At 68.9% G+C, this 14,887-nt stretch carries 15 protein-coding genes; 7 read left to right on the top strand and 8 right to left on the bottom strand.

From position 1 onward, the window contains the following. Positions 1-32: 32 nt before the first annotated feature. Genes ACFWV3_RS32605 through ACFWV3_RS32590 form a run of 4 tightly spaced genes read right to left on the bottom strand, consistent with a single transcriptional unit; the run spans position 33 to position 2,970 of the window. Complete coding sequence (locus tag ACFWV3_RS32605) at positions 33-731, bottom strand: ESX secretion-associated protein EspG (protein WP_382416939.1); 699 nt, start codon at positions 729-731, stop codon at positions 33-35. 1 nt (position 732) lies between these two features. Continuing rightward, positions 733-2,055 (bottom strand): hypothetical protein, encoded by a 1,323-nt coding sequence (locus tag ACFWV3_RS32600; protein ID WP_382416937.1) that lies wholly within the window; start codon positions 2,053-2,055, stop codon positions 733-735. After that, positions 2,052-2,660: a DUF3558 domain-containing protein gene (locus tag ACFWV3_RS32595; protein WP_382416935.1), complete on the bottom strand. Its 609-nt coding sequence runs from the start codon at positions 2,658-2,660 to the stop codon at positions 2,052-2,054. The genes ACFWV3_RS32600 and ACFWV3_RS32595 overlap by 4 nt, the downstream gene beginning before the upstream one ends. A 4-nt stretch (positions 2,661-2,664) precedes the next feature. Next, positions 2,665-2,970, bottom strand: coding sequence for a PE domain-containing protein (locus ACFWV3_RS32590; protein ID WP_382416934.1), 306 nt, complete (start codon positions 2,968-2,970; stop codon positions 2,665-2,667). 141 nt (positions 2,971-3,111) lie between these two features. On the opposite strand from ACFWV3_RS32590, the gene ACFWV3_RS32585 reads away from it, so the two are divergent. The 5 genes from ACFWV3_RS32585 to ACFWV3_RS32565 are packed head-to-tail and all read left to right on the top strand — an operon-like array spanning position 3,112 to position 6,642. After that, entirely contained in the window at positions 3,112-3,810 is a 699-nt protein-coding gene (locus ACFWV3_RS32585; protein ID WP_382416932.1) for a hypothetical protein, read from the top strand. An 18-nt stretch (positions 3,811-3,828) separates the two neighbouring features. Continuing rightward, complete coding sequence (locus tag ACFWV3_RS32580; protein ID WP_382416930.1) at positions 3,829-4,803, top strand: DUF6346 domain-containing protein; 975 nt, start codon at positions 3,829-3,831, stop codon at positions 4,801-4,803. Positions 4,804-4,840: 37 nt separating this feature from the next. Further along, positions 4,841-5,281, top strand: coding sequence for a YbaB/EbfC family nucleoid-associated protein (locus tag ACFWV3_RS32575; protein ID WP_382416928.1), 441 nt, complete (start codon positions 4,841-4,843; stop codon positions 5,279-5,281). Positions 5,282-5,290: 9 nt separating this feature from the next. Beyond that, on the top strand, positions 5,291-5,599 hold the full coding sequence (locus tag ACFWV3_RS32570; protein ID WP_382416926.1) for a hypothetical protein: 309 nt from the start codon (positions 5,291-5,293) through the stop codon (positions 5,597-5,599). Further along, the gene (locus ACFWV3_RS32565; protein WP_382416924.1) at positions 5,599-6,642 is read left to right on the top strand and encodes a hypothetical protein; all 1,044 of its coding nucleotides are present in this window, start codon (positions 5,599-5,601) and stop codon (positions 6,640-6,642) included. Before ACFWV3_RS32570 ends, ACFWV3_RS32565 begins: the two co-directional genes overlap by 1 nt. A 223-nt stretch (positions 6,643-6,865) precedes the next feature. Here the strand turns inward: ACFWV3_RS32565 and ACFWV3_RS32560 are convergent, their stop codons facing one another. Genes ACFWV3_RS32560 through ACFWV3_RS32550 form a run of 3 tightly spaced genes read right to left on the bottom strand, consistent with a single transcriptional unit; the run spans position 6,866 to position 11,270 of the window. After that, on the bottom strand, positions 6,866-7,309 hold the full coding sequence (locus tag ACFWV3_RS32560) for a DUF4233 domain-containing protein (protein WP_382416922.1): 444 nt from the start codon (positions 7,307-7,309) through the stop codon (positions 6,866-6,868). Then, positions 7,306-8,643: a bifunctional folylpolyglutamate synthase/dihydrofolate synthase gene (locus tag ACFWV3_RS32555; protein WP_382416921.1), complete on the bottom strand. Its 1,338-nt coding sequence runs from the start codon at positions 8,641-8,643 to the stop codon at positions 7,306-7,308. The genes ACFWV3_RS32560 and ACFWV3_RS32555 overlap by 4 nt, the downstream gene beginning before the upstream one ends. Continuing rightward, positions 8,643-11,270, bottom strand: coding sequence for a valine--tRNA ligase (locus ACFWV3_RS32550; protein ID WP_382416919.1), 2,628 nt, complete (start codon positions 11,268-11,270; stop codon positions 8,643-8,645). The genes ACFWV3_RS32555 and ACFWV3_RS32550 overlap by 1 nt, the downstream gene beginning before the upstream one ends. A 125-nt stretch (positions 11,271-11,395) precedes the next feature. Between ACFWV3_RS32550 and ACFWV3_RS32545 the strand changes: the two genes are divergently transcribed. Together ACFWV3_RS32545 and ACFWV3_RS32540 are read left to right on the top strand one after the other, a co-directional pair. After that, positions 11,396-12,271: a hypothetical protein gene (locus tag ACFWV3_RS32545; protein ID WP_382416917.1), complete on the top strand. Its 876-nt coding sequence runs from the start codon at positions 11,396-11,398 to the stop codon at positions 12,269-12,271. 149 nt (positions 12,272-12,420) lie between these two features. Further along, positions 12,421-14,709 carry an FdhF/YdeP family oxidoreductase gene (locus tag ACFWV3_RS32540; RefSeq protein ID WP_382416915.1) on the top strand — a complete coding sequence of 763 codons (2,289 nt, stop codon included), beginning with the start codon at positions 12,421-12,423 and terminating at the stop codon, positions 14,707-14,709. Here ACFWV3_RS32540 and ACFWV3_RS32535 read toward each other — a convergent pair. Then, positions 14,706-14,870, bottom strand: coding sequence for a hypothetical protein (locus ACFWV3_RS32535; protein WP_382416913.1), 165 nt, complete (start codon positions 14,868-14,870; stop codon positions 14,706-14,708). The two genes, ACFWV3_RS32540 and ACFWV3_RS32535, sit on opposite strands and share 4 nt — an antisense overlap. Positions 14,871-14,887: the final 17 nt, after the last annotated feature.

Genomic DNA, 14,887 nt, shown 5'->3' with positions numbered 1-14,887 from the left:
TGAAACCGCGGATGAACTTCGACCGTCGTCGCTCAGGTCAGGCGCTTGAGCCAGTCGGTGATGATCTGGCGCGACGCGGGAGTGGCGTGCACCCACGTCTGGTGGTTCTGGTCGGTGTACTTGACCACGAGCCAGCGGCCGTCCTCGAAGTCGATCGTGGTGAGGAAGGTCTTGGCCCGCTGCCTGCCGTCCGCGCCGCGCTTGGCCGCGTAGAGCTTCGCCGTCCCCCTGCGGGGCTGGGCGAGCAGCTTGCGCAGCGCGATCGACGGCGTCGCCCGGCCGGGCTGGTGGGTGTTGAGCTCCGACTCGTGCACGTTGATCGACTGGCCCTTGCCGGCCTGGACGTCCGGCAGCTGCATCGCGAGGACCTCCGGTGCGTTCTCCGGCCGGATCGGGTGCAGCTGCACGAACCCGTTGTCGTGCACGGCGAGGACACCGTGCTGCGAGTTCGCCGCCACCACCACGGGCCTGGTCTCGCTCGGCGTGACGGCGATCCACGCCGAGTAGTCCGCGTCGGCCTTGGCGATCAGGTGCAGGGTGCCCCGCACGTCCGGGTGGTCGAGCCCGACCTTGCGCAGCTCACCGATGACGTCGCGCTCGATGACGGCGCGTTCGTCCTCGGTCTCGCCGGGCGAGTCGACGGAGAGCGCGGGGTGGTACTCCCCGAGCTTCTCCTGCTTCCACAGGACGTCGAACGCGAGGTCGGACAGCTGGATGGACGACCGCAGCACGTCACCCCCCGATCGTCGGCGGCGCGACCATCGGCATGTCACCGATGATCTCGTTGGTGTTCTCCTCGTTGACGAGGTAGTCGGCCGACTTGTGCTCCAGGTCGTCCTCCCCCTCGCCCTTCTGGCCGTGGCCGCCCATGCCACCGGCACCGGCCGCACCGGCCCTGCCCGCCGCACCGGCGGCGCCACCGCGCCCACCGGCGTTCGGGCCGTGCTCACCCATGGAGCCGAACACGCCGGACTTGCCACCGGGCTGCTGCCCCGCCGCCGTGCCGCTCGCGTTGCCGCTGCCGGTCCCGAGGCCACCGCCGCCGAACCGGCCGGAGCCGGATCCCGTGCCGCCACCGCCACCGAGCTTGCCGCCACCGGACCCACCGGGCCCGCCGCCGAACTTGCCACCGCCGGAGCCGCCACCGCGACCGGGCCCCGTTCCGCCGGGACCACCGATGCCGGGCCCGACGGGCATGCCGATGGGCGGAATGCCCGTGTTCGGCGGCCGCTCGATCACACCGCCGACGATCGGCCTGCCGCCACCGGTCAGGTCACCGGGCCTGGTGATGGTGCCGGTGTCGCCACCGCCGCCGACGCCGCTGGTCGTGGTCTGGTCGCCGCCGTTGAGGTGGCTCACCCCCGTCCAGCTGCCACCGCTCGTGCCGTCCGGCGACCCCGTGGAGCTCGGAAACGTCCCGGTGTTGCCGGTGGGCCGCCCCGCGTTGCCGACGTTGGTGGTCTTGTCCTGCCCGTTGTCGCCACCGGTGTCGGTGATCTCGACGTTCAGGTTGTCGGCCGTGACGCCGGGGAACTCCTTGGGGAGATCACCGCGGTTGGTGTTGCTGGCGCTCTGGAACTCGCTGTAGACCTTGCGGTTGTGCGCCTCGTCGCTGTTGTAGCCGTTGACGGCGTCCTCGGCGTCGGTGTCCCACGGCGTCACGTCGTCCCAGAAACCCGTGTCGGGCTTGCTGGCCGGCATGTCCTTGAGCTGCGCCTTGTTGTAGTTGAACTGGTAGACCTGGTTGGACAGCGAGGAGTCGGCCTGACGCAGCGAGTCCTGCATCTGGATCATGGCCTGGTTGATGGGGTTGCCGGCGGCCTGGGCGGCGTCCGCGCTGGCCCCGGTCCACGCCTCGCCGAGGGTCTCGCCGACCCGCTTGAGCCGCGACTCGACGGTCGCGTAGCTGGTCTCGAGCGAGGAGGCGGTGTTCGCCGCCTGCTGCGCTGAACCAGTGCCGGGACCGCCGGTCATCTGGGCATAGATCTCATGCCCGGAGAAGCCGTCGGCTCTGGAGTTGTCCTGTGTGAAGCAGCTGGGCGCGGGCCGGGTCATTTCGCACCTGCCTTGATCGTGGTGATGGCGAGAGTGGCGAACTCGGTGGCGGCGCCACACGGGTCGGCGAACTTCGGACTGCCCTCATCGCTCTGGAAGGTGAAGAGGATCGCCTTCGCGTCCGAGACCCCGGTGAGGACCGAGCAGTTGCCTTCCTTGCGCTGGTCGACGGAGAGCGCGACGTACGACGGGTATCCCTGGATGTCGGGCAACGACTCGAACACCTGGTACGTGGTGTCCTTCTTGGGAAGGATGGTGGACAGGTTCGTGCCTTCGGGGAGGATTCCCACACTGGGCGCCATCTTCGCCGGAGTGCTCGAACCCAGCCAGTTGCAGGCGGGCCCGGGAGCCGTCGTGTTGACCTTTCCAGTGACACCGGGCAGCCCGAAGGACTGAACCTGCGCCGGGGTTACCGTGCTGCACGGATCGGCTTCGAACGCCGCGAGGTTCAGCGGGTTCTGGATCTTGGGCGCGCCCCCGCTGTCAGTGCCGCTGGTCGGCTGCGAGGCGCTCGTCGGGGTACCTGTGGTGCCACCACCACTGGTGTCGCAACCTGCGAGCAGTGCGAGCGCGGCGGTACCGGCGACGATGGTTCGGATGCGCAACAGCTCAGTCCTTCGGCTTGAGGTTTGCCTGGTTGCCCTGCTCGGTCTGTTCGTACTGGGCGAGCGTGGCCTTGAGGTTGTCGATCCGAGTCGTGAGCGCCTTCTGCAGCTGCTTGTTGGACGCCTGGTGCGCCTGCCCCGCGGTACGCGCCCAGTTCGCGTACACCTGGCTCGGCATGTCCTTGCCAGCCCCCTCGACGCTGGTCAACATGTCCCCCGAGGTGTACGCCTGCACCAGCTCGTCGCGGATCGACTCGTACTCCTTGATCGCGGCGCGAAGTGTCTCAAGATCGACCTTGGTCCCGCTCATCCCCAGTGCCCTCCTTGCAGATTCGTGCGTCCAGCAGCATAGCGCCAGGCCACAGGCCTCGTCCCGGTTTCAAAGCACGATCGGGTGAACACGGCGAAGTGGCACCTTCGCATTGCGACGGCCGAGGGTACGAAGTGCGACATGATTCGTTCTTCGGTGCTTTTCGTCAGCGCCGCATTGCTGCTCGTCGCCTGCTCCACGCCCACTCCCGTCGCCGTTCCCAAGATCAAGCCACCGACACCGGCGGCCGGTCCGCAGGCGGACTGCGCCGAGGTCATCGGCATGACCGACGATCGCTGCGTGGCTTGGACGGCGCCCGAGCCGCACTCGTTCCTCGACGTCCGGCGGATCAACAGCGAGGACGCGGGCACGGGCAAGGCCCTCGAGTGGGGTCCCTTTTACTGGTGCGCGGCATTTGAGGACGACGTCCTCGAGAAGGTATTGGGATCGACGGATGTCGTGCGCGTGGTGACCGACAGGTTCTACTGCCAAATAGCGGTGCGCGGGCACAAGGCGAGCGGAATGTACAACAGTCTTTACGTTTACCTCTCCCCTTACGAACCGGGCAACCCCAGCTTCGACTGGTTCGCCGAACCGAACCCGCTGGGCGAGGTCACCGAGTACCGCGGCCGGAAGGTCACCCGCAGCACCAAGCTGAGCACCTCGACCGACGAGCGCGTCCAGTACTCCGTCGAGGTCCCCGGACTCGGCTCCGCGTGGAACTTCGAGCTCAGCCGCCGCCAGTACCACCCGCGGGTGCCGTTCAAGGCCGACGTCGCGGACGCGGAGCGGCGCACGCGGCTGGCGGTTGACGCCTTGATGGCCTGCGACCAGGCCTGAGCTGTCTAGGGTGGCGGCGTGCGCGCACTCGCTTTCGGACTCGCCGCCGTCCTCGCCCTCCTGGCCATGGCCACGACGATCCGCACCACGGACGTCCTGCTCGGCGACGTCGACGCCGTGCGGGTCGGCGTCGCCACGCCCACCGCCTGTTCTGAGCGCGGGCCGGTGGGCAGGTGGGGGGTCGGCACGAGTTACGGGTGCACGGCGGACGTGCGGTGGGACGACAAGACGACCCAGCACGTGCGGTTCCAGCCGGGGCAACTCACGCCAGGGCAGAAGGATGTCCCGGTGTTCGTGTCCACCAGGGCTGCCGGGGTCAACGACAGTGCGCGGTGGTTCCTGGCCGGGCCGCTGGCCGTGGTGGCGCTCGGGTTGCTGGCGTTGTGGATGGCCGGGGCGGCTGTGTTGTCGGTGGTGCCGGGCAAGAAGAGTGCAAAGCCGGAAGAGAAGTGGGCGGTGAGCAAGGAAGACGTCAAAGCCACGCCGGTCACGCGGCGGGTTCGGCGGCTGCGGTTGTACGCGTGGCTCGGGCTTGCGGCCGCTGCGGCGGAAGGGGTGGCGTCGATGCCGTTCTTCGACGCGCCGCGCAGGGTCGGAGGGTTCGTGTCGCCCTGGCCCGAGCTGGAGGACGCCTGGCTGGTCGACCTGCCGTCGGGGGTGCTCGCGGGGTTTGCCGTGCTGGTGGCGGCGATGGTCGGGTTGGTCGCGGAGAGCGTACACAAGGACGCCGCACGGGTGGTCCGTTATGGACAGTCCTATCTGGACACCAAGAAGTCATTGCCAGAAAAAACAACCTGGGTTCCGACGGCGGTTATCGCGGCGCTCGTCGTCGTATCCATCGTCAAAGCAAGCATCGCGCTTCCCTCGCACGCACCGGTGGTGGTGTGGCTGGCCGGCGGGAGAGATGCGGCGATTCTCGCGGCGTTGCTGGTGATCACCGTCAGCACACGGCAGTCCGTGAGGGACATGCTCGGCCGGCTCGTGCGGAACTGACGGGAACCGGAAAGCCGGTCACTCAGTCTGAGCGGGCATGAGTTCTGCAGAACTGGGGGCTGGACAGCAGAGACTCGACGACTACCTGCGTCGCGTCACCGAGATCCAGCAGCGGGCCGAAGAGACACAAGCGCAGCTCAAAGCGTTGCGCGCCACCGTGAGCAGTCCTGACCGGTCGGTCACCGCGACCACGGCACCGGGTGGGCGGCTGGAGCGGCTGAGCCTGGCTCCGTCGGCGATGAGGATGTCGCCCGAGCAGCTCGCCGCCCTCATCACCGAGACCGTGGGCCGGGGACAGGCTGCCGTCGCGCAGCAGATGGAGGCCACGATGCAGCCGTTGATCGGCGGCACGCCGGCGATGGACTTCCTGCGCGACCAGGTCACGGCGGCGCAGCAGCCGGAGGAGACCGAGGAGCCACAGCAGGCGCCCAGGCGACGACCGGACGACGACGAGCCGTTCGGCACCATCTACCGGTAAGGGGTCCCGGTGTCAGATTTCGCAATGGTGCCCGCCGACGTGGTCAACCACGCGGGCACCGTCCAGTCGATGGGCATGGAGCTCACGCGGGCTGCCGGGCGCGGTCAGAGCGTCGACCTCGGCGTCGACACGTACGGGATCATCGGCCAGGTCTTCAGCGTGCCGGTGCGCATCCACATCGCGGCGATCGCGAACTCCATCAACGAGCTGGCCGACGCGCTGCCGGACGTCGCCGACGCGTTGCGCGACTGCGCGGACGTCACCCAGCAGACCGACGACGAGCACGCGAAGCTCTTCACGAAGTTCAGGGGGCAGTGATGGTTCTCGACGTCAGCGCCGACAACGCGACCGACGGCGCGCGCATCATCGACACCGTCTGGAAGTGCGCGGAGGACTTCGACAACCCCAGCGACTGGGCGTTCGACGGCGTCGCGCTCGGGCTCGACGTGCTCGGGTTCGTCGCGAACCCGCTCGGCACGCTGGTGGGCGCGGGGATCGGCTGGCTGATCGAGCACGTGTCGTTCCTCAAGGAACCGCTCGACATGCTCGCCGGCGACCCCGGTGCGATCAACGTCGTCGCGGCCACGTGGGGTGAGGTCGCCAAGGCGTGCGCGAAGGTCGGCAACGACTACGCGCAGGCCGCCACCGGTCAGACCGCCACCTGGACGGGTCAGTCCGGCGACGGCTACCGCAAGGCCGCTGCCTCGCTCGCCGAGCAGGTCAAGGCGCTGGAAGGGGCGGCCAACGCCGTCGCGACCGGCATCCGCGGCACCGGCGTCCTGGTCGCGGCGGTGCGCGGCATCATCCGCGACATCGTGGCCGACGTGGTGGCGGAGTTCATCATCGCCGCGGTGACGGCGCTCGCGACGAGCTGGTGCAGCTTCGGCGCCTCGATCGCCGCGTTCACCGGCTGGGCCGTGGCACGGGCCGCGTCGACGGCGGGCAAGATCGCGGGCAAGGTCAGCAAGCTGCTGATGAAGCTCGCGCAGGCCGTCCGCAAGTTCGACAACCTCAAGGGCGTCTCGAACGCGCTCGCGAAAGCCGCCGTGAACATCGGCCGCAAGGCCAAGGAGGTCGGCCGCTCGATCGGCAAGAACCGCGCGGCGGTGCGGCAGATCGAGGACGGCTTCTCCGGCGCCAACAACGCCATTCGCGACAAGCTCACGTTCGGCAACGACGCCATGAAGAACGCGGCCAACCGGGTCGACGACATCATGGCGCCGCGCGGCCGTGACGGGTTCGCGGACACCGTGAAGCCCGTCGCGCTCGGGCGGACCGGTGCGTCGGAGGCGTTCAAGGAAGGTGCGAACTGGGACGAGAGCTACGCGCAGGGCCAGGAGGACCTGTCCACGCAGAAGTAGCCGGACGGCCTGACCGGGCTCGCGGTCAGGCCGGTTCCGTGCCGGGGCTCGTGGGGAACCGGCCGGGTCGACGCGGCCGTCGAGAGCGATGGATGCGTCCGCCGTGGGCGCCGCACCCGAACAGCGCACGCTCGCGCAGGGGTCCCCCGAGCTTGGGAACCCCTCGCATCACAACGTACTCAGCTACCCCGACAAGATCAGCGACCCGCGTTCGCGGGCCTGATCACTCGGCCTGCTGTGCCTGTTCTTGCTGAGTCTGTTCCTCCTGGGCCTGTTCCTGCCGGGCCTGTTGCTGGGCGGGCAGCCGACCCTCGGCCATCCGCTTGAGCAGGTCCCTGCGCAGCCACAGCAGGTACGCCCAGACCAGGCCGAAGATCACGCCGATCACGCCCATCGCGGGCAGCAGCAGCCACGTCGCGATCAGCAGCACGTGCAGCGCGACGACGGCGGCGATAGCCCACGGGCGGCGGACGAACGCGCACATCGCGATGAACACCACGATGAAGCCGAACGCGACCCAGCCGGCCGCCGACGTGACGCCGCCGTGCAGCTTGGCGATCACCGGCAGAGCCAAAGCCACGACGATGACCTCGAGGATCAGCGTGCCGGCCATGATGCCCCGGAACGCCTTCATCGGGTCCTTCTTCAGCGGCGCCGGGGTGGTCATGCCGGCTCCTTCCCGAACAGCGCGCGGGCCTCGCCCGCGGTGACGACGGAGCCGGTGACGATGACGCCGCCACCGGACTGCTCGTCCTCGGTCAGGTGGATGGCTTCCTCGATCGCGTCCACGAGGCGCGGGCGCACCTCGAAGCGGTCCTCGCCGAAGATCGGCACGGCGATGCCCGCCAGGACGTCCGGGTCCATGGCCCGCGGGGACGAGTTGGTGGTGATCACCAGCTCCTGCACCACGGGCTCCAGGGCGGAGAGGATGCCCTCGGCGTCCTTGTCGGACATGACGGCCACGACCGCGACGAGCTTGCGGAAGCCGAACTCGGACTCCAGCGCGCGAGCCAGTGCCGCGGCGCCGTGCGGGTTGTGGGCCGCGTCGACGAACACGTTGGGCGCGGAGCGGACGCGCTCGAGCCGCCCTGGGTTGATGACCGAGGCGAAGCCCTCGCGGACGACGTCGATGTTGATCTGGCGGTCGGGGCCCGCGCCGAAGAACGCCTCGACCGCGGCCAGTGCCAGTGCGGCGTTGGCCGCCTGGTGCTCTCCGTGCAGCGGCAGGAAGATGTCCTCGTAGATGCCGCTGAGGCCCTGCAGCGTGATCATCTGGCCGCCCACCGCGACCGCGCGGGAGACGACGCCGAACTCGCTGCCGAAGCGCGCGATGGTGGCGTCCACCTCGGCGGCGCGGGTGAGGACGACCTTCATGACCTCGGGCGTCTGCTCGCCGATGATCGCGACCGAGCCCGGCTTGATGATGCCAGCCTTCTCCACCGCGATGTCCTCGGGACGGTTGCCCAGGTACTCGGTGTGGTCGAGGCCGATCGGCGTCAGCACGGCGATCTTCGCGTCCGCGATGGACGTCGCGTCCCAGGTGCCGCCCATGCCGACCTCGACGACGGCGACGTCGGCCGGTGCCTCCGCGAAGGCCGCGTAGGCCATGCCGGTGAGCACCTCGAACTTGCTCATCCGGATCTCGGACTGCCCGTCGACCATCGCGACGTACGGCTCGATGTCCCGGTAGACCTCGACGTAGCGCTCGGGGCTGATCGGGGCGTTGTCGAGGCTGATCCGCTCGGTCGCGAGCTGCAGGTGCGGGCTCGTGTAGCGGCCGGTGCGCAGACCGATGCGCGTGAACAGCGCATCGGTCATGCGCGACGTCGACGTCTTGCCGTTCGTGCCCGTCAGCTGCACGACCGGGTACGACGTCTGCGGGTCTCCCAGCACGTGGGCGAGCGCCTTGATCCGCTCCAGCGACGGCTCGAGCTTGGTCTCGGGCCACCGCTGGTTGAGCTCGTTCTCGACGTCGAGGAACTCGTCGAGGTTGGTGTCCATCACTTCTCCGGCAGCGCGGCCAGGCGCTCTTCGATGCGGGCGATCTCGGACTCGGCCACGGCCTTGCGCTCCTCGATCTTGGCCTTGACGTCGGCGGGCGCCTTGGCGAGGAACGCCTCGTTGCCCAGCTTCTTCGTCGTGCCCTCGAGCTCCTTCTGCGCCACGGCCAGGTCCTTCGCCAGGCGCTTGCGCTCCGCCGCGACGTCGATCGTGCCGGACAGGTCCAGCTCGACCTTCACCGCGCCCTTGGGCAGGCCGACCTCGAGCGTCGCCGAGACGGTGAACTCCTCCCCCGGCTCGGTCAGGCGCGTCAGCGACCGCACCGACGGGACCTGGTCGAGCAGGCCGACGCAGCACGCGCCGCGGACCTTGCCGGCGACCTTCTGGCCGGGCTTGAGGCCCTGCTCCGAGCGGAACCGGCGGATCTCGGTCGCGAGCTTCTTCAGGCCCTCGATCTCGGCCTTGGCGTCGAGATCCCGCTCCGCACCGGAAGGAGCCGGCCACGAGGCGACGACCAGCGACTCACCACCGGTCAGCGACGTCCACAGCGTCTCGGTGATGAACGGGATCGCCGGGTGCAGCAGGCGCAGCAGGACGTCGAGGACGTGGCCCAGGACGGACTGCGTGGCCTCCGCGCGGCCGTCCGCGATCTGGACCTTCGCGATCTCCAGGTACCAGTCGCAGAACTCGTCCCGCGTGAAGCCGGCCAGCGCCTCGCAGGCACGCGAGAACTGGAACGCCTCGAAGTTCGTGTCCACAGTGGACACCAGCGCGTCGAGCTCGTCGAGGATCCAGCGGTCGGCCGCCGTCAGCTCGTCGCGCGCCGGCAGCGGGCGCTCGACCGTGGCGCCGTTGGCGAGGGCGAACCTGGTGGCGTTCCACAGCTTCGTGGTGAAGTTGCGCGACCCGGCCGCCCACTCCTCCGCGACGGCCATGTCCGAGCCGGGGTTCGTGCCGCGCAGCAGCGTGAACCGGGTGGCGTCGGCGCCGTAGCGCTCCATCCAGTCCAGCGGGTCGATGCCGTTGCCCTTGGACTTCGACATCTTCTTGCCGAACTGGTCGCGGATGAGTCCGTGCAGGAAGACGTCGTTGAACGGCTGGACCTCGTCCATGGCGTACAGGCCGAACATCATCATCCGGACGACCCAGAAGAACAGGATGTCGTAGCCGGTCGACAGAACAGACGTCGGGTAGAACCGCTTCAGGTCCTCGGTCGAGTCCGGCCAGCCCAGCGTCGAGAACGGCCACAGGCCCGAGGAGAACCACGTGTCGAGGACGTCCTCGTCCTGGCGCCAGCCCTCACCGGTCGGGACCTCGTCGTCCGGTCCGACGCAGACGACCTCGCCGTTGGGGCCGTAGTACACCGGAATCCGGTGGCCCCACCACAGCTGGCGCGAGATGCACCAGTCGTGCAGGTTGTCGGTCCAGTCGAAGTAGCGCTTGCCCAGCTCGGCCGGGTGGATCTTCGTGCGGCCGTCGCGGACCGCGGCGGACGCGGCGGCGGCGATCGTCTCGACCTTGACCCACCACTGCAGCGACAGGCGCGGCTCGACGACAGTGTTGCAGCGCGAGCAGTGGCCGACGGAGTGGACGTAGGGCCGCTTCTCCGCGACGATCCGGCCCTCGGCGCGCAACGCGGCGACGATCGCCGGACGCGCCTCGAACCGGTCGAGGCCGAGGAACGGGCCGGGCACGGTGATCGTGGCGCGGCCGTCCAGGACGGTGAGGTTCGGCAGGCCGTGGCGCTGGCCGATCTCGAAGTCGTTCGGGTCGTGCGCGGGGGTGACCTTGACCGCGCCCGTGCCGAACTTCGGGTCGACGTGCTCGTCGGCGACGATCGGGATCCTGCGGCCGGTCAGCGGCAGCTCGACCTCGGTGCCGATGAGGTGCCGGTAGCGCTCGTCGTCCGGGTGGACGGCGACCGCGGTGTCACCGAGCATCGTCTCGGCGCGCGTGGTCGCGACGACGATCGACGCGTCCCCGTCGCCGTAGCGGATGGAGACGAGCTCACCCTCGTCCTCGCTGTGGTCGACCTCGATGTCCGACAGCGCCGTCTGGCAGCGCGGGCACCAGTTGATGATCCGCTCGGCCTGGTAGATCAGGCCGTCGTCGTACATCTTCTTGAAGATCGTCTGGACGGCGCGGGACAGGCCCTCGTCCATGGTGAAGCGCTCGCGCGACCAGTCGATGCCGTCGCCGAGCCGCTTCATCTGGTCGAGGATCTTGCCGCCGTACTCCTCTTTCCACTCCCAGACGCGCTCGACGAACTTCTCGCGCCCGAGGTCCTGCCGCGACAGGCCCTGCTTCGCGAGGTCGCGCTCGACGGCGTTCTGCGTCGCGATGCCCGCGTGGTCCATGCCCGGCAGCCACAGGACCTCGTAGCCCTGCATGCGGCGGCGCCTCGACAGGGCGTCCATCACGCTGTGGTTCATGGCGTGGCCCATGTGCAGCGAGCCGGTGACGTTGGGCGGGGGCAGCACGATCGTGAACGGCGGCTTGTCGCTCTTGACGTCCGCCTCGAAGTACCGCCGGTCGACCCACCGCTGGTACAGCTCCGCCTCTACCTCCGCCGGAGTCCACGCGGCGGGGAGGTCGGGACGCTGGGTTGCGGTGTCGAGTTCAGTCACAGCTGTCAAGTCTACGGAGGCCGGGCTATCGACTTGAAACGAGATACCTGATAACGGCACGGCGACAATCCGAACCATGCCATCGGCGTCCCCGCGCCCCGTGCTCAATGATGTGCGCCGATCACATGGGGGAAACGTTGCAGTACGACATCGAAGATCATCCTGATCTCCAGGACGCCGCCTGGATGCGCGGCGCGAACAGACGCGCCAAACGGGACGTCCGCAGGCAGAAGCGCCGGGTCAAGGCCCGCCGGCACAGCGGCAAGATCGTCGCGGCCGTCGCGCTGCTCGCGGTCGGGGCGGTGGTGTTCGGCCTCTACCGGGCGGGGACGTTCGCGAACGTGTCGCTGCCGAAGGCGCCGGACGTGCACCTGCCCCACTCCGGCGTGAACGTCGAGCAGCCCTTCACCGGCACGCCGGCCGAGCAGTGGTCCGACGGCGAGCGCGGCATCGTCCTGCCCTCCACCGACCCGGCGTTCGAGCAGGTCCGGCAGGCGCTCATCGCCTCGCGGCTCGACCCGGCGATGCTCGTCGAGCACAAGCCGGACCGGTTCCTCTCGATGCTGGCGCCGGGCTCCCGCGAGCACGTCGCGACCGACGTCTCGATGGTGGCGACACGGCTCGAGCAGGGCATGAAGCTGTTGCCGAACGGCATCAGGGTGTCCGGGAAGATGACCCTCGGCCAGGGCGCGAACTATCCGGCCGTGACCGCGGACTACGTCTTCGCCTACGCGTTCGAGCCGCCGGACCCGAGGAAGCTCACGACGCAGATGGAGATCGTCGCGGCCGTGCGCCACCAGGTCACGTTCGAGATCACCCCGGAAGGGCTCTGGCTGACCAAGTCCTCCAGCTTCCAGTACTCGATCGGGTGCGAGGCCTCGAAGGCCGGCTTCCTGGCCCCGCAGTTCTCCGAACGGCCCAAGAACGTGGGCGGCCAGTACGACGACGAGAAGCACTTCTCCGTCGACGGACCGGTGCCGACCGACGGCAACTGCGACTGATCACTCTTTCAGAGGTGCCGAGCGGCAGTGACGGCGATCACAATTGACCGTCACGGACCGTTCCAACCCCTTGGGGCCCGTGACGACGGCGCCGCCGCGTTCTTCGGGGGCGCTGGCGGCGCCGACGTCGATCGGCGTTGAATGAAGGCATGAGCAGCAAGCCTCCGCAGCACGACGTCGACGAGTCCGCGCTCGAAGTCAGCACCCCCAAGACGTGGGCAGCGGGAATCCCCGGTGTGCTCGTGTCGCTCGACCGCGCGGTCGAGCAGATGGGTGTCGGACGCACGGTCAAGACGTTGCGCCTGCTCAACCAGCGTGAAGGGTTCGACTGTCCCGGCTGCGCGTGGCCGGAGCCGCAGGGCCACCGCAAGATGGCGGAGTTCTGCGAGAACGGCGCCAAGGCAGTCGCCGAGGAAGCCACCAAGCGGCGGATCGGGCCGGAGTTCTTCGCCGCGCACCCGATCGAGAGCCTGCGGGAGAAGACCGACTACTGGCTCGGGCAGCAGGGCCGCATCACCGAACCGATGGTGCTCAGGCCGGGTGCGACGCACTACACACCGATCGCCTGGGACGAGGCGTTCTCGCTCATCGCGGACGAGCTGACGGCGCTGCCGAACCCGGACGAGGCGATCTTCTACACCTCCGGCCGCACCAGCAACGAGGCCGCGTTCCTCTACCAGCTGCTGGTCCGCTCGTTCGGCACGAACAACCTGCCGGACTGCTCCAACATGTGCCACGAGTCGTCCGGCTCGGCGCTGAACGAGACCATCGGCATCGGCAAGGGCTCGGTCTCCATCAAGGACTTCGACCTCGCCGACCTGATCGTGGTCGTCGGCCAGAACCCCGGCACGAACCACCCGCGCATGCTCAGCGCGCTGGAGGAGGCCAAGAAGAACGGCGCCAGGATCATCGCCGTGAACCCGCTGCCGGAGGCGGGCCTGATGCGGTTCAAGAACCCGCAGAACGTGGCGGGTGTCGTCGGCCGCGGCACGGCGCTGTCCGACGAGTTCGTGCAGATCAGGGTCGGTGGCGACCAGGCGCTGTTCCAGGCCGTCGGCCACCTGCTGCTGCAGTGGGACAAGCTCGACAAGAACTTCATCGGTGCCAAGACGCACGGATTCGAGGCCTACGCCGAGAGCCTGCGCGAGCTCGACTGGGACCGGGTGCTCACCGCGACGGGCCTGACCCGCGAGCAGATCACCAAGGTCGCCGGCATGTTCGTCGACTCGCAGCGCACGATCGTCTGCTGGGCCATGGGCCTGACGCAGCACAAGCACAGCGTGCCGACGATCCGCGAGATCGCGAACGTCATGTTCCTGCGCGGCATGATCGGCAAGCCGGGCGCGGGCCTGTGCCCGGTGCGCGGTCACTCGAACGTCCAGGGCGACCGGACGATGGGCATCTACGAGAAGATGCCGGAGCCGTTCATGAAGGCGCTGGAGACCGAGTTCGGCATCTCCGTGCCCCGCAAGCACGGCTTCGACACCGTCGACGCGATCAACGCCATGCGCCACGGCCGCGGCAAGGTGTTCATCGCGATGGGCGGCAACTTCGTCAGCGCCACCCCGGACACCCCGGTGACCGAGAAGGCGCTGGAGCAGTGCTCGCTGACCGTGCACGTCTCGACGAAGCTCAACCGCTCGCACGTCGTCCACGGCCGCACGGCGCTGATCCTGCCCGCGCTGGGCCGCACGGAGAGCGACGTGCAGCACTCCGGCGAGCAGTTCGTGACGGTCGAGGACTCGATGTCTGTCGTGCACCGCTCGCGCGGCCGGCTCAAGCCCGCGTCCGACCAGCTGCTGTCCGAGGTCTCGATCGTCTGCCGCCTGGCCCGCAAGGTGCTCGGCCCGTCCCACCCCGTGGCGTGGGAGGAGTTCGAGAAGGACTACGACGTCGTGCGGGAACACATCGCACGTGTCGTGCCGGGCTGCACCGACTACAACACCCGCGTGCGCCAGCCCGACGGCTTCGTCCTGCCGCACCCGCCGCGCGACTCGCAGGAGTTCGCGACGGCGACGGGGAAGGCGAACTTCACGGCCAACGACCTGACCGTGATCGACGTGCCGGAAGGCCGGCTGCTGATGCAGACGCTGCGCAGCCACGACCAGTACAACACCACGATCTACGGCCTGGACGACCGCTATCGCGGCGTGAAGGACGGTCGGCGCGTGGTGTTCGTGAACCCCGATGACGTGAAGGCGCTCGGGTTCACCGACGGCCAGATGGTCAACATCATCTCGGAGTGGAAGGACGACCCGACGGGCGTCGTCGAACGGCGTGCGGACGCGTTCCGGATCGTCTCGTACTCGACCGCGCGCGGGTGCGTGGCGACGTACTTCCCGGAGGCGAACCCGTTGGTACCGCTGGACTCCAAGGCGGACATCTCGGGGACGCCGACCTCGAAGTCGGTGATCGTGCGGCTGGAGCCGGTCGCCTAGGCGTGGCGGACCCGGACGGCGGGCTTGAGGAAGCGCCGCCGTTCGGGTTCGGTCCGGACGTCCTCCTCGGCCTTCTTGACGAGCCGGCGCGCGGCCGCGTCGGCCTCGAAGTCCTGCTGGCGTAACTTAGCGATTGCAAACGCCTGGTCGTGCGAGATCATGGCAGTTCTCCCCTTCG

It is taken from the genome of Lentzea sp. NPDC059081, from assembly GCF_042738015.1.
GTDB lineage: Bacteria > Actinomycetota > Actinomycetes > Mycobacteriales > Pseudonocardiaceae > Lentzea.
Note: the sequence above shows the minus strand (reverse complement) of the source record. Positions and strands in the feature narration are given on the sequence as shown.